This is a genomic window from Streptomyces sp. G-G2 (assembly GCF_030063135.1).
Lineage (GTDB): Bacteria > Actinomycetota > Actinomycetes > Streptomycetales > Streptomycetaceae > Streptomyces.
Map to the genome: position 1 here is coordinate 29,404 of NZ_JASISO010000033.1, position 19,444 is coordinate 48,847.

A 19,444-nucleotide genomic window follows, 5' to 3' on the forward strand; every position below is an offset into this window, starting at 1 on the left:
GTGGTTGCGTGTACGGGGCCGTTACCCGGTCCGCCGTAGGCTCTGGGCATGAGTCTGCGCCTGAGCACTGTGATTCTTCCGGTACGTCGTTGGCACGAGGGCGGCCGCGACCAGTGGGTACGAGCCGAGGAACTCGGCTTCCACACCGCCTACACCTACGACCACCTCTCCTGGCGGACCTTTCGGGAGGGGCCGTGGTTCGGCGCGGTGCCCACCCTGACGGCGGCCGCCACCGCTACCCGGCGGATGCGCCTGGGCACCCTGGTGACCTCGCCGAACTTCCGGCACCCGGTGACCCTGGCCAAGGACCTCATGTCGCTGGACGACATCTCCGGCGGCCGGATCACCCTGGGCATCGGCGCGGGCGGCAACGGCTTCGATGCCACTGCGCTCGGCCAGGAGGCCTGGACCCCGCGCGAGCGGGCCGACCGCTTCGCCGAGTTCGTACCGCTGCTGGACCGCCTGCTGACCGAAGAGTCCGTGACGCAGGAGGGCACTTTCTACTCCGCCGACGAGGCCCGGAACATCCCCGGCTGCGTCCAGCGGCCGAGGCTGCCGTTCGCCGTGGCCGCGAACGGGCCGCGCGGGTTGAAGCTGGTCGCGCGCCATGGCCAGGCCTGGGTGACCACGGGCGACCCGAAGCTGTTCGCCGAGGGCACCCCGGAGCAGTCGGTCGAGGCGCTCCGGATCCAGATCGAGAAGCTGGGCAAGGCGTGCGCCGAGATCGGCCGGGACCCGGGGTCGGTGGAGAAGATCCTCCTGACCGGGTTCACCCCGGAGGCCAACACGCTCCTGCGCTCCGTCGACGCGTTCGTGGACTTCGTGGGGCGCCACCGCGAGCTGGGCTTCGAGGAACTGGTGATCCACGCGCCGATCCCGGACTCCGACTTCGCCGCCGACCAGGACGTGTTCGAGAAGGTCGCCACCGAGGGGCTCGCGCAGCTGGCGTAGCCGGTGGCGGGTGGCGGGTGGCGGGTGGCCGGTGGGTCGCGGCGCGGCTGGGGGCCGGGGGGCCGGGAGCTGGAGACGTCCGACTCCCGCCCCCGCCCCGCCCGCGGTCAGCCCGTCAGTTCGCCCAGCGCGGTTTCGGCCTGGCCCAGCAGCCAGTGCGGCGCCGCGCCTTCCGGCAGGACGCGGACCTCCTCGATCAGCGCGCTCATGCGCGCCCCGGCCCGCTCCACCCGGCCGACCTCGTGGTCGGCGAAGGAGGCACCGCTCACGCACCAGAAGCGCTGGCTCAGGTGCTCGGGGCCGAGGTCGGCGTAGCGCGCTCCCGGTCGTCCTGCGCAGCTCCAGCGCCCGGTGTACGCGGCGGCCGCCTCCTCGCGCATTCCGGCACCCGACAGGGCGTCGGCCGCGACTGCGCGAGGTGGGCCCGGGCCCGCTGGTCCGCCCGGTCCTTGGTGAGGTCGGCGGCCAGCAGGTACTGCTCGGCCGCTCCCGCTGGGTCGTGCAACTCGGCCGGCAGATCACCGAGCAGCTCCCGGGCCTGCACCTCCATGTGCTCCCCGTGCCCGGCCAGGTCCGCCAGCGCCGACTGGAGCACCTCCAGCGCCTCGGCCTGGCGCCCGGTCGCCGCGTAGGCGCGCGAGAGCAGCAGCCTGGCCCGCGCCCCGCCCGCTCGCCTCGCGTGTGCAGGGATGGTCGCGCTGATCGTGAGGTGCCCCCTCACCGATCGTGCGTACCAGGTTAGGCGTCGACTCTGACAATCTCCCCTGGAACGGGCGTGTTTCGTGGGCGCCGCCCGGGTCGCCCCGCCCCGCTACCGCAGGCGCAGGAACCGCGGCGGTACGGCGTCCACCAGCCACACCCCGTTCGCGCTGATCCGGAACACGTGTCCGGCCGCCCGCATCGCCCCCGCGTCCACGCTGATCACGACCGGCCGCCCGCGGCGCGCGCCCACCCGGGTCGCGGTCTCCCGGTCGGGGGACAGGTGCACGTGGTGGCGGCGCATGGGGAGCAGTCCCTCGGCGTGGATCGGGTCCAGGGCCGCGGCGACGGTGCCGTGGTAGAGGTACGCGGGCGGCTCGGCCTCGGGGAGGTCCAGATCGACCGCGACGGTGTGGCCCTGGCTGGCCCGGATGCGGGTGGCCTCCACCGCGAAGCGCTGCTTGTCGTTGGTGGCGACGACGTGGTCGAGTTCGGCCCGGGTGAAGGGGAACCGGTGGTCCGCGGCGGCGCGCAGGAGATCGTCGATCTCCACCCAGCCGTGCGGATCGAGCACCAGTCCGATTCGTTCCGGCTGATGTCTGAGGTGTTTCGAGACGTATTTGGACACCTTCACGGTGCGTTTCGCGTCCATGGACGTCAGCGTGCCTGGCGGAGAAACGGAAGCCAAAGGCTTTACGTTCCCTTGGATCTTGCTGAGGCCCCTCTACCGTGTTTTCGGTATACGGAATATGTTTTCCGTTCCACTCGACCTGGGGGAGAACCATGACCGCATCAGCCATAGCCGACGCCTCTCTGCCACGCCGCGCGGCGGCCGAACTCATCGGCACGGCCGGGCTTCTCGTCGTCGTGATCGGCTCCGGAATCCAGGCCGCCGCACTGAGCCGGGACGCGGGCGTCGCTTTGATCGCCAACTCGCTGGCCTCGGCGATCGGTCTCGGTCTGATCATCACCTTGCTGGGCCCGCTGTCCGGGGCGCACCTCAACCCCGTGGTCAGCCTGACCTCCTGGTGGGCCCGGCGCACCGGGGGTGAGGGCCTGGGCGGGCGTGAGGCGCTCGTCTACACGGCGGCCCAGACCGTGGGCGCGATCGGTGGCGCGGTGCTCGCCGAGACCATGTTCGGGCGGATACCGGGCACGTTCGCCACCCAGGTCCGCGGCGGCGGGCACCTGCTGGTGGGTGAGGTCGTCGCCACCGCCGGGCTGGTCCTCGTGATCCAGGGGCTCGGGCGGATCGGGCGGGCGAGGCTGATCCCGGTCGCGGTCGCCGGGTACATCGCCGCCGCGATCTGGTTCACCTCCTCGGGGTCCTTCGCCAACCCGGCCGGAACCGTCGGGCGCGCCTTCAGCGATTCCTTCACCGGAATCGCGCCGCAGTCACTGCCCGGGTTCGTCGCCGCGCAGCTGGTCGGCGGCGGGCTCGGCCTGGCCCTCGCGGCCCTGCTCTACGGCGGCCGGCGCGCTGCCGCCGCGCCGGCGGACCCGGCCCCCGAGGCTCTCGCCGGGGTAGCCGCCGTAGCCGCTGTCGCCCCGGTGAACGCGACCGCCGTCACCGACCCGGGCCCCGGCTACGTGCGCGCCGGATGACCTGTCCACAGGGAAAGCCCACTTGTCCACAGCTGGTTCGGTGGGGTTTGTCGGCAAACGGGTGACTGCCCTGTGGAAACTAACCGCCGCGCCGTGCGAGCTCGTTCATCGTCCGCGCCTGCAATTCCCTCTCCGTCGCGGCCCGTACGAACGCCGCCACGTTCTCGGCGCCGACCAGCTCCTGCACCGCCCGTACGGTCTCGGCGGGCAGCGCCACCGGAGAGGGCCCCGGCGGCTGCGGCGGACCGGCCGCCCCCAGGTGCCGTTGCAGATGCCGGGTCGCCAGCACCCGCATCGCCCGCGCCAGCTCCGCGTCCACGGTCTGCTGGGCCAGCGGGCGCAGCCGGCGCACCATCGCGGCCGCGGCGGTCGCCGCCGCGTCGGTCAGTGTCAGCTCCACCGCGCACGCGGGATCGATGGCGGCGGTCGCCTCGGTGTGGTGGCCGAGGTAGCGGGCGAAGACGTGCTCGGTGGTGAACTCCAGGAAACGCGAGGCGATGTGCTCCACCTGACCGCGCAGCTCGCGCAGGTGCCCGGTGATCGCCGCCAGCGGGACCCCGGCCGCGTACAGCTCCGCGGCCACCGCCAGCTCCTGGGGCGACGGGACCAGGAACTCGTCCTCGCGCCCCGGGATGCGCTCCAGCACGCCCAGTTCGCAGGCCTCGTCCACCGCCGTGTCGTCCGATGTGCCGCCGAACCGCTCGTTCAGCTCGGCCCGGCTGATCCGGTCCGCCTCCTCGTCCGTCCACGGCCCGTGCACCTCGGCGACCAGCCCGAGTACGCCGCCCAGCCCGCGCCCGGCGTCCCAGGCCTCCAGCAGCTCCTTGATGGAGGCCAGGGTGTAGCCGCGGTCGAGCAGGTCGGCGATCTGGCGCAACCGCGCCAGATGGGTGTCCCGGTACACGTTGGACCGGCCGCGCCGCTCCGGCTTCGGCAGCAGGCCGCGGTCCTGGTACGCCCGGATCGTGCGCACCGTCGCCCCGCTGTGGTGCGCCAGATCCTCGATCCGGTACTCGGCTACTGCCTGATCGGACAAACCCACTCCCTACGACAGGCCCTGCGCGGGGCCCGCAACAGGCCCTACGACATGGCGGCTCGGCCGACCGCGCCCGCCGCGGCGCGAGCGGCAGGCGAGGTCGTCAGGTACTCGACCGCCCTGCGCAGCGAGCCCTCCTGCGAGGGATGGTACGACCGCCGGAAGTAGCGGGGTATGGCCGCGCCCAGCTCTCTCCAGGTCGGCAGCAGCCCCTTGGCCACGGCCTCGTTGTGGGAGCGCAGCGAATAGCGGGCCCGCCCGGCGAGTTCCGGGTCGTTGCGTATGAGGTACGCCGTCCCCCACACCCACAGCCCGGCCAGCACCGGGGCGACCACGGCCATGCCCTCGATCCGGCGCGCGTACCGGGCGGCGCCGGTGCCCCCGCAGTGCTGGTACATGTCGAAGGCGACGGAGCGGTGCTCCACCTCCTCCGCGCCGTGCCAGCGCAGCAGGTCCAGCATGACCTCGTCCGCGCCCGCCCGGTCGAGGCCCTCGGCGCGCAGCACCCAGTCCCCGAGCACCGCGGTGAACTGCTCGATCGCGGCGATCAGCGAGAGCCGGAAACGCAGCCACTCCTGGGCGGGCACCGGTGCGCCGAGCGGTGGGCTCTCGCCGAGCAGCTTCTCGAAGAGGAAGTCCACGTACTTCGTGAATTCCTCGGTCGGGAGCCGCTGCTCGGCGAGGTGGTCCAGTACGTAGGAGTGCTGGACGCTGTGCGTGGCCTCCTGGCCCATGAACCCCTTGACCTCCTTGCGCAGCCCGGGGTCGGTGACCTGCGGCAGGGCCTCCTTGAAGACCTTGACGAACCACCGCTCCCCGGCGGGCAGCAGCAGATGGAGCACATTGATCACATGGGTGGCGGTGGGCTCGTCCGGTATCCAGTGCAGCGGGGTGGTCCGCCAGTCGAAGGCCACCCGGCGCGGGGCGATCGCGTACGCCCCGCTCACAACCGGGGCTCCAGCTTCGCGAAGGCCCGCAGCGCGCCGGGCGCGAAGCGGGACATCCACAGGGCGCCCTTGGACTCGGGCGTCACCGGGACCACCGCCTGGTTCCTCACCACGGCCAGCAGGATCGCGTCGGCGACCTTCTCCGGCGGGAAGTTGCGCAGCCCGTAGAGCCGTGAGGACTTCTGCTGGCGGCGCTTCTCCTCGGCCGCGTCCACCCCGGCGAACCGGGAGGTGGCGGTGATGTTGGTGTTGACGATGCCGGGGCAGATCGCGGAGACCCCGATCGACTTGCCCGCCAGCTCGGCGCGCAGGCACTCGGACAGCATCAGGACCGCCGCTTTGGAGGTGCTGTAGGCGGGCAGGGTCTTGCTGGGCAGGTAGGCGGCGGCGGAGGCGGTGTTGACGATGTGTCCGCCCTGCCCGCGCTCGGCCATCTGCTTGCCGAAGATCCGGCAGCCGTGGATGACGCCCCACAGGTTCACGTCGAGGACCTTCTTCCAGTCCTCCGAGGTGGTCTCCAGGAAGGGCCCGGACAGGCCGATGCCCGCGTTGTTGACCAGCACGTCGACGATGCCGTACTCGGCGGCGACCTTCACCGCGAGCTTCTCCATCGCCTGCTCGTCACTGACGTCCACGCATTCGCCCCAGGCCTGCGGGGCGCCCACCAGACGGGCCATCTCGGCCGTCCGGACGGCCCCTTCGCCGTCGCGGTCGACGGCCACCACCCGGGCGCCCGCCTCGGCGAACGCGAAGGCGGTGGCCCGCCCGATGCCGCTGGCGGCGCCGGTGACCAGGACGAGCTGTCCGCCGAACCGGTCGGCGTGCCTGCCCGGGGCGCGGTGCTCCGGCACCCGGGTCGCGGGCTCCTCCCGCGCGGTGACGAACTCCCCGATCCACGCGGCCAGCTGGTCCGGCCGGGAGCGGGGTACCCAGTGCCGGGCGGGCAGCGTCCGGCGCAGCAGATCGGGGGCCCACCGCTCGATGTCGTCGTAGAGCCGCTCCGACAGGAACGCGTCCCCGGTCGGCGTGATCAGCTGGACGGGTACGTGCGCGTACGCGTCGGCGCGCGGGTGGCGCAGCCTCGCCCGGACGTTGTCCCGGTAGAGCCAGGCCCCGTGCGCCGCGTCCGAGGGCAGCGAGGCCGTCGGGTAGTCGTCGGCCGGAACCCCCTCCAGCCGCTCCAGGATCCTGGGCCACCGCTTGCCGAGCGGCCCGCGCCAGGCCAGCTCGGGCAGCACGGGGGTGTGCAGCATGTACACGTACCAGGACTTGACGCCCTGCCCCAGCAGCTGCGCGGCGCGACGCGGGGTCGGCCGGGTCATCCGCTTCTTGATCCAGTGCCCGAAGTGGTCCAGGGACGGCCCCGACATCGACGTGAAGGAGGCGATCCGCCCCTCCGTACGCCGGACGGTCGCGAACTCCCAGCCCTGTACGGAACCCCAGTCGTGCCCGACCACGTGCACCGGCCGGTCCGGGCTCACGGCGTCCGCCACCGCGAGGAAGTCATCGGTCAGCTTCTCCAGCGTGAACCCGCCGCGCAGGGGGACCGGCGCCGACGACTTGCCGTGCCCGCGCACGTCGTAGAGCACCACGTGGAAGTGCTCCGCCAACTGCTCGGCGACCGCCGTCCAGACTTCCTTGGAGTCCGGGTACCCGTGCACCAGCACCACCGTCGGCCGGTCCGGCTCGCCCAGCTCCACGACGCACAGCTCGACCCCGCCGGTGCCGACCCGGCGCTCCCTCGCTCCTGCCAGTCGCATCTCGCTCACGCCGCCCTCTCCTCCGCCCAGCGCCGCACGTGCGGCAGATCGTCATCAAGCCAGAACGCGCTCTCCTCGGGATCCCGGGAGTCGGTGACGACCAGGATCTCCTCGAACTTCGCGCCGGTGCCCCGGAACCCCAGGTGCGGCTCCACCGCCCACAGACCGGGCTGCGGCGGATGGTCGGAGAAGCCGTAGGGGCTCCACAACGGGGACCATCCTTCACGGTGCCCGTGCAGGACGTCACCGGCCAGCCCCTTCAGGGCCTGGGTGCCGAAACCGAAGGCGGTCGGCGACCAGCGCCGCTCGGCGACCCGGTCCACCTTGTGGGCGATCACGCCGAAGGGATAGGCGCGGTGCCGGTTGGCGTACCCCTGCCGGATCATCAGCCGCTCGACGTCCTCGTAGATGTCGCGCAGCGAACGCCGCGCGCGCACCTGTTCCAGGATCAGCTCGCGGTGCGCCCGGAGATCGGCGAGCAGCCGGTCGTGCACGGGGTTGAGCCCGAGACAGCCGGAGTACCCGATGTCGGCCGTGTACCCCTTGTAGACGGGCGCCATGTCGAGGATGAACGGCATCCCCGGCTCCAGCTTCCGGTTCGTGGGGAAGAACTGGAGCGGTATCCGGAAGTTTACGAACGCCGTCCGGTCCCCGAACCAGGCGAACGGCAGGTGGAACCAGTCCCGCACCCCGCGCTCGCGCAGCCACTCGCGCTGCATCCGCGCCGCCTCGCGCTCGGTCACCCCCGGCCGCAGCTGCGCCGCGACCGCCTCCGCGCATGCGTAGGACAGGCGCTGTACTTCCCTGAAACCGTCGAGGTCGGCGGCCCCTCGGCCGACCGCTCCCGCGGTGCCCCGTCGCTTGGTGTCCCCTGCCATGCCAGCCGTCCGTCCGTGTAGCCGTACGCGTCCGTAACTTGACACTGATGAATGTGACAATGCTTGGAGATCACGTCAAGGGCCGTGCACCGACCTGTGGAAAAGTTCTGGGATGTGGATACTCGCGTCAGCCTTCCGGCAGGGCCCGTACGCCTGAAGGCGGAGACAGGAGCACGCTCCAGGTCTGACGATCCGCGCGGCCCCGCGCACTAACGTCGCTTCCGTGACTGTCATCGCGACCGAAAGCCTGAGCAAGCGGTACCCCCGAGTGACCGCCCTCGACCGGCTCTCCCTGGACATCGGGCCCGGCGTAACCGGACTCGTGGGCGCCAACGGAGCCGGCAAGTCCACGCTGATCAAGATTCTGCTGGGACTGTCCCCCGCCACCGAGGGCCGTGCCGCCGTGCTCGGGCTCGACGTCGCCACGCATGGCGGTGCCATCCGTGAACGCGTCGGCTACATGCCCGAACACGACTGCCTGCCACCCGACGTCTCGGCCACTGAGTTCGTCGTGCACATGGCCCGCATGTCGGGGCTGCCGCCGACCGCCGCCCGTGAGCGGACCGCCGACACCCTGCGCCACGTCGGGCTCTACGAAGAGCGCTACCGGCCCATCGGCGGCTACTCCACCGGCATGAAGCAGCGCGTCAAGCTGGCCCAGGCGCTGGTGCACGACCCCCAGCTGGTCCTCCTCGACGAGCCCACCAACGGCCTCGACCCGGTCGGCCGCGACGAGATGCTCGACCTGATCCGCCGCGTCCACACCGACTTCGGGATCTCCGTCCTGGTCACCTCCCACCTCCTCGGAGAGCTGGAGCGGACCTGCGACCACGTGGTCGTCATCGACGGCGGCACGCTGCTGCGCTCCAGTTCCACCAGCGACTTCACCCAGACCACCGCGACCCTCGCCGTGGAGGTCACCGACACCGAGACCCACCCCGACGGGACCGCCACCCTGCGCAAGGCGCTCACCGAGGCGGGCCTCACGCTCCACGCGGGCGAGGAGCAGGGGCTGCCCGGCGCGGGTCACATCCTGCTCGTCGAGGCCACCGGCGAGGAGACCAACGACGCCATCCGCGACATCGTGGCCGGTCTCGGCCTCGGCCTGGTCCGCATGGAGCAGCGCCGCCACCACATCGCGGAGGTCTTCCGCGACCACGACCAGCAGAAGGGAGCCGGTTCCGATGGCGCCTGACACCTCGACCCAGATCCACAACATCGGCTACCGGTCCTACGAGGGCTCCCGGCTCGGCCGCGCGTACGCGCGCACGTCGCTGTACTCGCAGTCCCTGCGGGGTTCCTACGGGCTCGGCCGCTCCGCCAAGTCCAAGGTCCTCCCGATGATCCTCTTCGCGGTGATGTGCATTCCCGCGCTGATCATCGTCGCGGTCGCGATCGCGGTGCCGGGCAATACCGACCTGCCGATCAAGTACACGACGTACGCCCTCACCACTCAGGTGATCATCGGGCTGTACCTCGCGTCGCAGGCCCCGCAGTCGGTCTCCCGGGACCTGCGCTTCAAGACGGTCCCGCTGTACTTCTCGCGGCCCATCGAGCGCGTCGACTACGTCCTCGCGAAATTCGCGGCGATGGCCTCCGCGCTCTTCATCCTCACGGCCGTCCCGCTGCTGATCATGTTCATCGGCGCGCTGCTGGCCAAGTTCGACTTCGCCCACCAGGCGAAGGGATTCGGGCAGGGTCTGGTGTCCGTACTGCTGCTTTCGCTGCTGTTCGCCGGTCTCGGACTGGTCATGGCAGCGCTCACCCCGCGGCGCGGGTTCGGCGTCGCCGCCGTCATCGGGATGCTGATCATCCCCTACGGCGCCGTCACCGCGGTGCAGGCCGTCGCCTACAACACCGGTTCCACGGACGCCATCCAGTGGATGGGGCTGTTCTCCCCGATCACCCTCATCGACGGCGTGCAGACCGCGTTCCTCGGCGGCGCCTCGGCCTTCCCCGGCAACGAAGGACCCACGGCGGGCATCGGCTTCGTCTACCTGTTGGTCGTACTTGGCCTCATCGCCGGCTCCTACGCCGCGCTGATGGCCCGCTACCGGAAGGCCGGGCTGTGAGCATCATCGACATCGACCACACCTCCCGTTGGTTCGGGAACGTCGTCGCCGTGAACGACGTGACCATGCGCATCGGTCCCGGCGTGACCGGGCTGCTGGGCCCCAACGGCGCCGGGAAGTCCACCCTCATCAACATGATGGGCGGCTTCCTCGCCCCGTCCACCGGCACTGTCACCCTCGACGGCGCACCGATCTGGCGCAACGAGCAGATCTACAAGAACGTCGGTGTCGTGCCCGAGCGCGAGGCCATGTACGACTTCCTCACCGGCCGCGAGTTCGTCGTCGCCAACGCCGAACTGCACGGCCTGGACGACGCGGCCGCCCAGCGGGCCCTGGCCACCGTCGAGATGGAGTCCGCCCAGGACCGCAAGATCTCGACGTACTCCAAGGGCATGCGCCAGCGCGTGAAGATGGCGTCCGCCCTCGTCCACGACCCGTCGGTCCTGCTCCTCGACGAGCCCTTCAACGGCATGGACCCCCGTCAGCGCATGCAGCTCATGGAGCTGCTGCGGCGCATGGGCCACGAGGGCCGCACCGTCCTCTTCTCCTCCCACATCCTGGAGGAGGTCGAACAGCTCGCCTCCCACATCGAGGTCGTCGTCGCCGGCCGGCACGCCGCCTCCGGCGACTTCCGCAAGATCCGCCGTCTGATGACGGACCGCCCGCACCGCTACCTGGTCCGTTCCTCCGACGACCGGGCGCTCGCCGCGGCCCTGATCGCCGACCCGTCCACGGCCGGGATCGAGGTCGACCTCAAGGAGGGCGCCCTGCGCATCCAGGCCGTCGACTTCGGGCGCTTCACCGAGCTGCTGCCGCGGGTCGCCCGTGAACACGGCATCCGACTGATGACGGTCTCGCCCTCCGACGAGTCCCTCGAATCGGTCTTCTCCTACCTCGTCGCGGCCTGAAAGGAGCTGGCACCCGATGTACAACCCCACCGTTGCCCGGCTCACCTACCGAGCCCTGCTCGGCCGCCGCCGCGCGCTGATCCTCTTCGCGCTGCCCGCCCTGCTGATCGTCATCTCCATCGCCGTCCGCTCCTTCACGGGGGTGGACGACAAGGTCGCGGCCGACCTGCTCGGCGGCTTCGGCCTCGCCACGATGGTGCCGCTGATCGGCGTCATCGCCGGTACCGGTGCGATCGGCCCGGAGATCGACGACGGCTCGATCGTCTATCTGCTCGCCAAGCCGGTGAAGCGGCCCACGATCATCATGACCAAGCTGATCGTGGCGATCGCCGTCACCATGGCCTTCTCCGCGATCCCCACCCTGATCGCCGGGTTCATCCTCAACGGCAACGGCCAGCAGATCGCCGTCGCCTACACCGTTGCCGCGCTCGCCGCCTCGATCGCCTACAGCGCGCTGTTCCTGCTGCTCGGCACCGTCAGCAGGCACGCGGTCGTCTTCGGCCTGGTCTACGCCCTGATCTGGGAATCGCTCTTCGGCAGCCTGGTCTCCGGCGCCAAGACCCTGAGCGTCCAGCAGTGGGCGCTGGCCCTGGCCGAGAAGGTGAGTGGTCCCGGGTTCGTCGACTCCTCCGTCTCCCTGCCCACCGCGGTCACCCTGCTCGCCGTCGTCACCGTCGGCGCCACCCTCTACGCGGGCCAGAAGCTGCGCCGTCTGACCCTGGCGGGCGAGGAGTAGGAACCGCCGCCACCAGCACGACGATCCACGTGCCCCGCCCGGCCCACATGCCAGGCGGGGCACGGCTTTGCGCGTCATGATCGGGGCATGCTGCCGCACACCGAGCCCGAGCCCTCCAGGCCTTTGCGGTCCTGGATACGGGCCTCGCCCGGCACTCACATCTGGTTGCTGATCATTGCCGTCACCAGCGTGATCGTGGCCCTCGCCCCCGAAGGGGTCGACCACTTCCTCTTCCACCGCAACAGCAGCAACATCCAGCAGCTCGTCAAGCACCCCTTCCAGGCGCTGGTGGGCAGCGCCTTCTGGATCGAGAACCCGGCTTCGCTGGCCCTGTACGCCGTGCTGTTCGAGGTGTTCCACGCCTCGGTGGAACGCTGGCTCGGCACCGTGCGCTGGCTGGCGATCGTCGCGAGCGCCCATGTCGTCGCCACCCTGATCAGCCAGCGGCTCGTCCTCGCCGCGATCCAGGACCACCGGGCGCCGCGCAGCATGGCGCACGTGGTCGACATCGGCGTCAGCTATGGCCTCGCCGCTGCCGTCGGAGTCCTCACCTACCGGCTGCCGAACCCCTGGCGGTGGTTCTACCTCGCCGGAGCCGTCGCCTTCTTCGGCATCCCGCTGGCCACTGGAGGGACCTTCACGGACGCGGGCCACGCCATCGCGCTCTCCATCGGCCTGCTGGCCTGGCCGCTCACCCGCCACCCGCACCCCCATCACCACGAGTACGACGAGCACTACGGACAGGACGACGAGCACTACGGACAGGACCACGAGCACCACGGACAGGACCACGATGGTCATGTTTCACGTGAAACGTGACGAGGGCCGTCCCGCGGCGGGCCGAGCGAAATTCGCTGGTAAGGGCCTCGGCACGGGGGCAGAGTGAGGGGTGCGGGGAGCAACAAAAAGGTCGGGGGCGGCCACTTCGAGCGCGCCTCGCGGCGCGGGCCGTCCCGGACCTTCCCTCAGATCGTCGCGCTCAGGCGGCGCCGAGCAGACGCTCCAGCACCACGGCGATCCCGTCGGCCTGGTTCGACGTCGTCACCTCGTCGGCCACCGCCTTCAGCTCCGCATGAGCGTTGGCCATGGCCACACCGTGCGCGGCCCATCCGAACATCGGGATGTCGTTGGGCATGTCTCCGAAGGCGATCGTCTCCGCCGCCTTCACCCCCAGCCGACGCGCGGCCAGCGACAGGCCGGTGGCCTTGCTCAGCCCGAGCGGCAGGATCTCCACGACACCCGGCCCGGCCATCACCACGTCCACCAGGCTGCCCACCGTAGCCCGCGCCACCTGGACGAGTTCGTCGTCGTCGAGCCCCGGGTGCTGGATGTAGAGCTTGTTCAGCGGAGCCGTCCAGAGCGCGGCGGTGTCCTGCAGGTACACCGCGGGCAGGCCCTCCTGCACCCGGTAACCCGGGCCGAAGAGCACCTCCCCGTCTATCCCGTCGCGGCTCGCCGCGAGGGCCAGCGGTCCGACCTCGGCCTCGATCTTGGAGAGCGCGAGACCTGCGAGCTGCCGGTCCAGCGTCACCGAGGTGAGCAGCCGGCGCGATCCGGCGTCGTAGAGCTGAGCACCCTGCCCGCACACCGCGATCCCCTTGTAGCCGAGGTCGTCCAGCACGTGCCGGGTCCAGGGCACGGACCGGCCGGTGACGATGATGTGCGCCGCACCCGCCGCGGTCGCCGCGATCAGTGCTTCGCGGGTGCGCTCCGAGACCGTGTCGTCGTCACGCAGGAGCGTGCCGTCGAGATCGGTCGCGACGAGCTTGTACGGGAAGGGTGCCGCGCTCACTTGTTGATCGGCTCCAGCACTTCACGGCCACCCAGGTAGGGACGGAGGACCGGAGGCACCCGCACCGTGCCGTCGGCCTGCTGGTGGTTCTCCAGGATCGCCACGATCGTGCGGGGTACGGCGCACAGGGTGCCGTTCAGCGTGGACAGCGGCCGCATGACCTTCTTGCCGTCCTTGGTCTCCCGCATGCGCACCGACAGGCGGCGGGCCTGGAACCCGTCGCAGTTCGAGGCGGAGGTCAGCTCGCGGTACTTGCCCTGGGTCGGGATCCAGGCTTCGCAGTCGAACTTGCGGGAGGCCGAGGAGCCGAGGTCGCCGGTGGCGACGTCGATCACCTGGAACGGCAGCTCCAGGCCGGTGAGCCACTGCTTCTCCCACTCCAGGAGGCGCTGGTGCTCGGCTTCGGCCTCCTCCGGAGCGACGTACGAGAACATCTCGACCTTGTCGAACTGGTGCACGCGGAAGATGCCGCGGGTGTCCTTGCCGTAGGTACCGGCCTCACGGCGGAAGCACGGCGAGAACCCGGCGTAGCGCAGCGGCAGCTGGTCCGCCTCCAGGATCTCGTCCATGTGGTATGCGGCGAGGGGCACCTCGGAGGTGCCGACGAGGTAGTAGTCGTCCTTCTCCAGGTGGTACACGTTCTCCGCGGCCTGGCCGAGGAAACCGGTGCCCTCCATGGCGCGCGGGCGGACCAGCGCGGGGGTGAGCATCGGGATGAACCCGGCCTCGCCCGCCTGCGCGATCGCCGCGTTCACCAGCGCGAGTTCCAGCAGGGCGCCGACGCCGGTGAGGTAGTAGAAGCGCGAACCGGAGACCTTCGCGCCGCGCTCGACGTCGATGGCGCCGAGGGACTCGCCGAGTTCCAGGTGGTCCTTCGGCTCGAAGCCCTCGGCGGCGAAGTCGCGGATCGTGCCGTGGGTCTCCAGGACGGTGAAGTCCTCTTCCCCGCCGACCGGTACGTCCGGGTGCACGATGTTGCCGAGCTGGAGCAGCAGCCGCTTGGCGGTCTCGTCCGCCTCGTTCTGCTCGGCCTCGGCGGCCTTCACATCCGTCTTCAGCTGCTCGGCCTTCTTCAGCAGCTCGGCGCGCTCTTCGGGAGAGGCCTTGGGGATCAGCTTGCCCAGGGACTTCTGCTCATTGCGCAGCTCGTCGAATCGGGAGCCGGAGGACCTACGGCGCTCGTCGGCGGAGAGCAGTGCGTCGACGAGGTCGACGTCCTCTCCACGGGCGCGCTGCGAGGCGCGGACACGGTCAGGGTCTTCACGGAGCAGCCGAAGGTCAATCACCCCACCAGGCTACCGGGCTGGGTTCCGGCCCTCGAACCGATATAACGCTGCGTGTCGCTATGTCCCAATTGCCGCGAATGGAAAACTACGCGGGCGTGGCCGGAACTGGTCCTTCCGGTCGGGCCGGTCCGGGCCCGACCGGGAGTCGATCCAGCGGCGATAAGCGTGTCTGAATCCCGGAAAAGGGGCACATCGTCCGGCGCGGGACGGCGGGCTGAGCAGCGGTGAAGCGCTCCTTTGTCCACAGGAATTGGGATCCTGGCGGGCTTATCCACAGGCTGTGCGTCGTATCTGTGGACACGAAAAGAGATCATTACCGAGCGCTTCGAGGGCGGAGCGTTTCAGGGTTCAAACCGCCCTCACACACTCATTCGGGTGGGAATGACTCGCCCCAAAGAGTTGATCAGCGATACAGGGGTGACGCCGTTCACCTTCCGCTCCCCAGCGCGAAACCTGGGTCGCCCGACCGATTTGTCGACCTTGTCGTGCCGCACTGTCGACTTGTCCCCAGGTCTCCACGGCTGCCTGTGGATAACTATGTGGATAGTGGGCGCCGCCCCGGGGCCGTGGCCGGACCAGCGCTAGGCCCGGCCGTCCAGGCAGCGGGTCAGCCAGTCGGAAGCGGCTGTGAAATCGCCATCGGAGGTGCCCGGCCGGGGGGCGCGAATCTCACTCAGAGCGACGCCCGCCCGCGGATAGGAACCGAGGAAGCGGACCTGCGGGCAGGTGCGCTTCAGCCCCATCAGGGCCTCGCTGACCCGGCGGTCGGAAATGTGGCCTTCGGCGTCCACCGCGAAGCAGTAGTTGCCGATGCCCTCGCCCGTGGGCCGGGACTGGATGAGCATCAGGTTGACCCCGCGCACGGCGAACTCCTGGAGGAGTTCGAGGAGGGCACCGGGGTGGTCCTCGCCGAGCCACAGCACCACGGAGGTCTTGTCGGCGCCGGTGGGAGCGGCGGGCCGGGCCGGGCGGCCGACCAGCACGAAACGGGTCTCCGCGTTCTCCGCGTCATGGATCTCGGTGACCAGCGGCACCAGCCCGTAGGTGGCGGCCGCGAACTCACCCGCGAAGGCGGCGTCGTAGCGGCCCTCCTGCACGAGCCGGGCGCCGTCCGCGTTGGAGGCGGCCGATTCCCACACCGCGTCGGGCAGGTTGGCGCGCAGCCAGTTGCGGACCTGCGGCTGGGCGACCGGGTGCCCGGTGACGGTCTTGACGTCCGAGAGCTTGGTCCCGGGCCGTACGAGCAGCGCGAACGCGATGGGCAGCAGCACCTCGCGGTAGATCATCAACGGCTCGCCGGAGGACAGCTCGTCCAGGGTGGCGGTGACCCCGCCCTCCACCGAGTTCTCGATCGGCACCAGTGCCGCCGCCGCCTCCCCGCTCCGTACGGCGTCGAGTGCCGCCGGAACCGACACCATGGGAACGAGTTCCCGGGTCGCGGCTTCCGGCAGCGTGCGGAGGGCGGCTTCGGTGAAGGTGCCCTCGGGACCGAGATAGGTGAAGCGAGTGGCCGACATGTGATCAGCCTAATGCCGCTGCCCCGTGCCCCGAAGGGCTGTTCATCCTTCGAGCAGCGGCTGTCCCACGTACTCCTCGGTGCGCGGTCCGCGCGGCACGGCGTACAGCCCGCTCGTCTCGTGACGGATGAAGGCGGACAGGGCGTCACCGCGGTCGAGCTTGCGCTGGACGGGGACGAATCCGCGCAGTGGGTCGGCCTGCCAGCAGATGAACAGGAGACCGGCGTCGGGGACGCCGTCGGGTCCGATCCCGTCGTGGAAGGAGAAGGGACGGCGCAGCATGGCGGCTCCGCCGTTCTGCGCGGGGGCGGAGATCCGGGCGTGAGCGTTGGAGGGGATGACCGGCTTCCCGTCGGCGCCGAACGCGTCGAGGTCGAGCTTCGTGGTCTCGGTCCCGCCGCTCAGGGGCGCCCCGCCGGCCTTCTTGCGGCCGATGACCTGCTCCTGCTTGGCGAGGGGCTGCTTGTCCCAGTCGTCGAGCAGCATCCGGATGCGCCGGACGACCGCGTACGAGCCCCCGGCCATCCACGCGTGCTCGGCGGGCCCGGGTCCGCCGTCGGGAACGAAGATCCGCTTGTCGAAGTCGGCTTCGGTGGGCTTGGGGTTGTTGGTGCCGTCGACCTGGCCCATCAGATTGCGGGCCGTCATCGGGGTGGCCGTGGCCCCCGGGGTCCGGTTGAAGCCGTTCATCTGCCAGCGCACGCGGGCGGCCTCCCCGGCCTCCTTCTGCAGGGTGCGCAGCGCGTGGAAGGCGACCAGTCCGTCGTTGGCGCCGATCTGGACCCACAGGTCGCCGTTTCCGCGCTGCGGGTCGAGCCGGTCGGCGGAGAACTCCGGCAGCGGGTCGAGCGCGTCGGGCCGCCGGGCGGTGAGCCCCGTGCGGTCGAAGAAGGAATGACCGAAGCCGAAGGTGACGGTGAGCGAGCACGGTCCGGAGTCCAGGGCGATCCCGGAGTCGGCGGCCCCCGCGGCTTCACCGGCCATCAGCCGACGGGCGCTGTCGGACCAGCGCCGCATCAGGGCGACGGCCTCCTTCAAGCCCGCGCCGGGGGCGAGGTCGAAGGCCATGACATGGCCCTTGGCCTGGAGGGGCGTGGTGATGCCCGCCTGGTGCCCGGCGTGGAACTCGACCGCGGTGGAGCCGAGGGCGGCCGGAGATCCGGGTGCGCCGCCGCTCCCGTCCGATCCGGCGATCGCGGAATGGACCAGGGCGCCGCCGGTGGCGCCGAGGGCGAGCCCGGCGGCGCCAGCGGCACCTACGGTGCCCAGCAGTCGGCGCCGGGAGATCTCGATGTCGGGGTTGCTGTCGGTCACGCTGTTCAGCCGATCTTGACGGTCTTCTGGACGGTCGTCTGGTCGATGTCGGAGGTCCGCACGCTCACGTCGATGCGCCATTCGCCCGACAGTGGCAGCTGGACGCCGGAAGCGCTCCAGTGTCCCGGGGCGGCGTGATCGGGGGCGAGCGGCAAGGGCCCGATGTCCTTGGCGGGGAGGGTGAAGGCGACCTTCACCTCGGGGATGTCGAAGGGCTGCCCGTCCGGGGAGTCCACCCAGACATGGAGGGTGTTGGCGCCCACCCGGCCCGGGTCGAGTCCGATCCGGACCGTGCCCTTGCCGTTCGGGCCGCCGGTGTCGAACGGCAGGGTGATCTTGACGGCCCGGTTCGGCACGGCGGTGACCGCGCGGCCGCTCTCCAGCTCGGCGGCCCGTCCCGGTTCCGTGCCGGTCAGCAGGGTGGCGACGGCGAGCAGGACGACGGCGACCCCGGCCTCGGCGAGGACGGAGCGACGCAGTCCCGCCCGGTCGGGATCGGCGTCCCGCACTCGCTGTTCGCGGGCGCTCTCCCGGGCGGCCCGCTGCCGGGCGAGCTGGGCGGCCCGCTTGGCACTCGGGGGGACGGTGACGGCAGCTTCTGTTTCACGTGAAACATCGCGTTGAGCGACGACGGGCGCGGTCCGCGCCACCGTGCTCTCGGCCAGCCGGCCGGTCCACTTCCGGGAGACCGAGGCGATCGCGATCAGCACGGCGACCAGGCCCACCTTGACGAGCAGGTACCGCCCGTACTCCGTCCCGGTCAGCGCGGACCAGCTGCCGAGCTGGCGCCACGACTGGAAGACCCCAGTGGCGGTGAGGGCGAGGACGCTGACGAAGGCGACTCGGGAGAACCGCCGGATCGCCTCGCGTTCGATGTCCGGGACCTTGTGCAGAGCGACCAGCAGCGCGGCCAGCCCGCCGAGCCAGGTGGCGACGGCCAGCAGGTGGACGATGTCGACCGGCATGGCGATGCCCGGCTGGATCCCGGTGGAGGCGTGCTCGGACAGCGACCAGGTCGCCGCGATGCCCGCAGAGACCACCGCGCCGCCGATGGCGAGTCCGAAGGTCAGGTCACTGGTGTCCTTGGCCTCCTCCTCGCTTCCGTCGCCGCCGCGCACCTTGCGGGCGAAAGCGCCGAAGAGCACTGCCATGAAGAGGGCGACGGCGCCCAGCAGGAGCAGGCGGGAGACCAGGGAGGCGCCGGTCTTCGTCGCCAGGACGGCTTTGAGCCCGCTGAGGTCGAAGACGTCGGAGAAGTTGCCCGACCCGGTGTAGGCGTTGCGCAGCACCAGCATGGCGAGGGTGGCCGCGGTCAGCGTGACCCAGGCACGCAGGACGAGCTTCTGCAGGGGCCGCTCGCCGGCGCCTCGGCGCCAGCACCCCAGGATGAAGGCGGCGCCGCCGACGAGCACGGTGAAACCGCCGTACGCGGCGTAGCGCGCGATGTTGTAGGCGATGCCCACGGGCCCGCCACCCGCCACCTGGGAGGGCAGCGAGACATTGGTCGCCGAGGGGGCGCCGATGGAGAAGGTGAAGGCACCGGAGACCGGGTGGCTGTCGGCCGAGACCGCCTGCCAGGCCACCGTGTACGTGCCGTTGGGCAGCCCGGTGTGCAGCGCGGTGCCGTAGCGGATGGTGGAGCCGCTGCACATGTCGCGCAGCTCTCCCGTGTCGACCCGCTTCCCCTGGGGGTCCATGACCCGGATGGAGTCGCCGTTCAGGGCGACGGCTTCGGAGAAGGAGAGGGTGACCTGGGCGGGAGCCGTGGCGACCACCGCCCCGTCCTTGGGGTCGCTCGCGGTGAGCGCGGCATGTGCCGCGGCCGGACCGGCCGCGGTGAACAGGGCCGCGACCAGGGCCGCGAGGACCAGCAGGAGCCGCGGCAGCGATGCCGTCGCGGCCGTGCGGGCCGTGGAGGGGGCGGGGGCGGTGGCCGTCATGGC

At 70.9% G+C, this 19,444-nt stretch carries 19 protein-coding genes; 7 read left to right on the forward strand and 12 right to left on the reverse strand.

The window, feature by feature from the left end:
* The first annotated feature begins 48 nt into the window (after positions 1–48).
* Positions 49–951: an LLM class flavin-dependent oxidoreductase gene (locus QMF80_RS24605; protein WP_283456785.1), complete on the forward strand. Its 903-nt coding sequence runs from the start codon at positions 49–51 to the stop codon at positions 949–951.
* 107 nt (positions 952–1,058) lie between these two features.
* Here the strand turns inward: QMF80_RS24605 and QMF80_RS24610 are convergent, their stop codons facing one another.
* The 3 genes from QMF80_RS24610 to QMF80_RS24620 form a co-directional block, all read right to left on the reverse strand.
* Positions 1,059–1,220, reverse strand: coding sequence for a hypothetical protein (locus QMF80_RS24610; protein WP_283456786.1), 162 nt, complete (start codon positions 1,218–1,220; stop codon positions 1,059–1,061).
* 17 nt (positions 1,221–1,237) lie between these two features.
* Entirely contained in the window at positions 1,238–1,672 is a 435-nt protein-coding gene (locus QMF80_RS24615; RefSeq protein WP_283456787.1) for a hypothetical protein, read from the reverse strand.
* Positions 1,673–1,762: 90 nt separating this feature from the next.
* Complete coding sequence (locus tag QMF80_RS24620) at positions 1,763–2,302, reverse strand: RNA 2'-phosphotransferase (RefSeq protein WP_283456788.1); 540 nt, start codon at positions 2,300–2,302, stop codon at positions 1,763–1,765.
* A 131-nt stretch (positions 2,303–2,433) separates the two neighbouring features.
* Between QMF80_RS24620 and QMF80_RS24625 the strand changes: the two genes are divergently transcribed.
* Positions 2,434–3,255, forward strand: coding sequence for an aquaporin (locus tag QMF80_RS24625; protein ID WP_283456789.1), 822 nt, complete (start codon positions 2,434–2,436; stop codon positions 3,253–3,255).
* Between the two features lie 79 nt (positions 3,256–3,334).
* Here the strand turns inward: QMF80_RS24625 and QMF80_RS24630 are convergent, their stop codons facing one another.
* The 4 genes from QMF80_RS24630 to QMF80_RS24645 are packed head-to-tail and all read right to left on the reverse strand — an operon-like array spanning position 3,335 to position 7,876.
* The gene (locus QMF80_RS24630; RefSeq protein ID WP_283456790.1) at positions 3,335–4,291 is read right to left on the reverse strand and encodes a MerR family transcriptional regulator; all 957 of its coding nucleotides are present in this window, start codon (positions 4,289–4,291) and stop codon (positions 3,335–3,337) included.
* A 44-nt stretch (positions 4,292–4,335) separates the two neighbouring features.
* Complete coding sequence (locus tag QMF80_RS24635; RefSeq protein WP_283456791.1) at positions 4,336–5,238, reverse strand: metal-dependent hydrolase; 903 nt, start codon at positions 5,236–5,238, stop codon at positions 4,336–4,338.
* The gene (locus tag QMF80_RS24640) at positions 5,235–6,998 is read right to left on the reverse strand and encodes an SDR family oxidoreductase (RefSeq protein ID WP_283456872.1); all 1,764 of its coding nucleotides are present in this window, start codon (positions 6,996–6,998) and stop codon (positions 5,235–5,237) included. Before QMF80_RS24640 ends, QMF80_RS24635 begins: the two co-directional genes overlap by 4 nt.
* Positions 6,999–7,003: 5 nt before the next feature.
* Positions 7,004–7,876, reverse strand: a complete 873-nt coding sequence (locus QMF80_RS24645; protein ID WP_283456792.1) for a M24 family metallopeptidase — start codon at positions 7,874–7,876, stop codon at positions 7,004–7,006.
* A gap of 223 nt (positions 7,877–8,099) precedes the next feature.
* Here QMF80_RS24645 and QMF80_RS24650 point away from each other — a divergent pair, with 223 nt between their 5' ends.
* The 5 genes from QMF80_RS24650 to QMF80_RS24670 all read left to right on the forward strand — a co-directional run bounded on the left by QMF80_RS24650 (position 8,100) and on the right by QMF80_RS24670 (position 12,411).
* Positions 8,100–9,071 (forward strand): ABC transporter ATP-binding protein, encoded by a 972-nt coding sequence (locus QMF80_RS24650; RefSeq protein WP_283456793.1) that lies wholly within the window; start codon positions 8,100–8,102, stop codon positions 9,069–9,071.
* Positions 9,061–9,948: an ABC transporter permease subunit gene (locus QMF80_RS24655; RefSeq protein WP_283456794.1), complete on the forward strand. Its 888-nt coding sequence runs from the start codon at positions 9,061–9,063 to the stop codon at positions 9,946–9,948. Before QMF80_RS24650 ends, QMF80_RS24655 begins: the two co-directional genes overlap by 11 nt.
* Positions 9,945–10,856 (forward strand): ABC transporter ATP-binding protein, encoded by a 912-nt coding sequence (locus QMF80_RS24660; protein WP_283456795.1) that lies wholly within the window; start codon positions 9,945–9,947, stop codon positions 10,854–10,856. The genes QMF80_RS24655 and QMF80_RS24660 overlap by 4 nt, the downstream gene beginning before the upstream one ends.
* A gap of 16 nt (positions 10,857–10,872) precedes the next feature.
* Positions 10,873–11,592 carry an ABC transporter permease gene (locus QMF80_RS24665; protein ID WP_283456796.1) on the forward strand — a complete coding sequence of 240 codons (720 nt, stop codon included), beginning with the start codon at positions 10,873–10,875 and terminating at the stop codon, positions 11,590–11,592.
* A gap of 87 nt (positions 11,593–11,679) precedes the next feature.
* Entirely contained in the window at positions 11,680–12,411 is a 732-nt protein-coding gene (locus QMF80_RS24670) for a rhomboid-like protein (RefSeq protein WP_283456797.1), read from the forward strand.
* A 160-nt stretch (positions 12,412–12,571) separates the two neighbouring features.
* On the opposite strand, the gene QMF80_RS24675 is transcribed toward QMF80_RS24670, so the two are convergent.
* The 5 genes from QMF80_RS24675 to QMF80_RS24695 all read right to left on the reverse strand — a co-directional run bounded on the left by QMF80_RS24675 (position 12,572) and on the right by QMF80_RS24695 (position 19,441).
* Entirely contained in the window at positions 12,572–13,384 is an 813-nt protein-coding gene (locus tag QMF80_RS24675) for an HAD family hydrolase (RefSeq protein WP_283456798.1), read from the reverse strand.
* Entirely contained in the window at positions 13,381–14,670 is a 1,290-nt protein-coding gene (serS, locus tag QMF80_RS24680; protein WP_283456799.1) for a serine--tRNA ligase, read from the reverse strand. Before serS ends, QMF80_RS24675 begins: the two co-directional genes overlap by 4 nt.
* Positions 14,671–15,251: 581 nt before the next feature.
* Positions 15,252–16,187, reverse strand: a complete 936-nt coding sequence (gene pheA, locus QMF80_RS24685) for a prephenate dehydratase (RefSeq protein WP_283456800.1) — start codon at positions 16,185–16,187, stop codon at positions 15,252–15,254.
* Between the two features lie 42 nt (positions 16,188–16,229).
* Complete coding sequence (gene efeB / locus QMF80_RS24690) at positions 16,230–17,582, reverse strand: iron uptake transporter deferrochelatase/peroxidase subunit (protein ID WP_502962909.1); 1,353 nt, start codon at positions 17,580–17,582, stop codon at positions 16,230–16,232.
* Entirely contained in the window at positions 17,507–19,441 is a 1,935-nt protein-coding gene (locus tag QMF80_RS24695; RefSeq protein ID WP_283456802.1) for a copper resistance protein CopC, read from the reverse strand. The genes efeB and QMF80_RS24695 overlap by 76 nt, the downstream gene beginning before the upstream one ends.
* Positions 19,442–19,444 lie beyond the last annotated feature (3 nt).

Coding starts and splice junctions, on each gene's coding strand:
- QMF80_RS24620 (WP_283456788.1), bottom strand. CDS start 2,302: ATGGACGCGAAACGCACCGTGAAGGTGTCCAAATACGTCTCGAAACAC.
- QMF80_RS24645 (WP_283456792.1), bottom strand. CDS start 7,876: ATGGCAGGGGACACCAAGCGACGGGGCACCGCGGGAGCGGTCGGCCGA.
- QMF80_RS24670 (WP_283456797.1), top strand. CDS start 11,680: ATGCTGCCGCACACCGAGCCCGAGCCCTCCAGGCCTTTGCGGTCCTGG.
- QMF80_RS24625 (WP_283456789.1), top strand. CDS start 2,434: ATGACCGCATCAGCCATAGCCGACGCCTCTCTGCCACGCCGCGCGGCG.
- QMF80_RS24665 (WP_283456796.1), top strand. CDS start 10,873: ATGTACAACCCCACCGTTGCCCGGCTCACCTACCGAGCCCTGCTCGGC.
- QMF80_RS24655 (WP_283456794.1), top strand. CDS start 9,061: ATGGCGCCTGACACCTCGACCCAGATCCACAACATCGGCTACCGGTCC.
- QMF80_RS24605 (WP_283456785.1), top strand. CDS start 49: ATGAGTCTGCGCCTGAGCACTGTGATTCTTCCGGTACGTCGTTGGCAC.
- efeB (WP_502962909.1), bottom strand. CDS start 17,582: ATGGCGCATCGACGTGAGCGTGCGGACCTCCGACATCGACCAGACGAC.
- QMF80_RS24640 (WP_283456872.1), bottom strand. CDS start 6,998: ATGCGACTGGCAGGAGCGAGGGAGCGCCGGGTCGGCACCGGCGGGGTC.
- pheA (WP_283456800.1), bottom strand. CDS start 16,187: ATGTCGGCCACTCGCTTCACCTATCTCGGTCCCGAGGGCACCTTCACC.
- QMF80_RS24695 (WP_283456802.1), bottom strand. CDS start 19,441: ATGACGGCCACCGCCCCCGCCCCCTCCACGGCCCGCACGGCCGCGACG.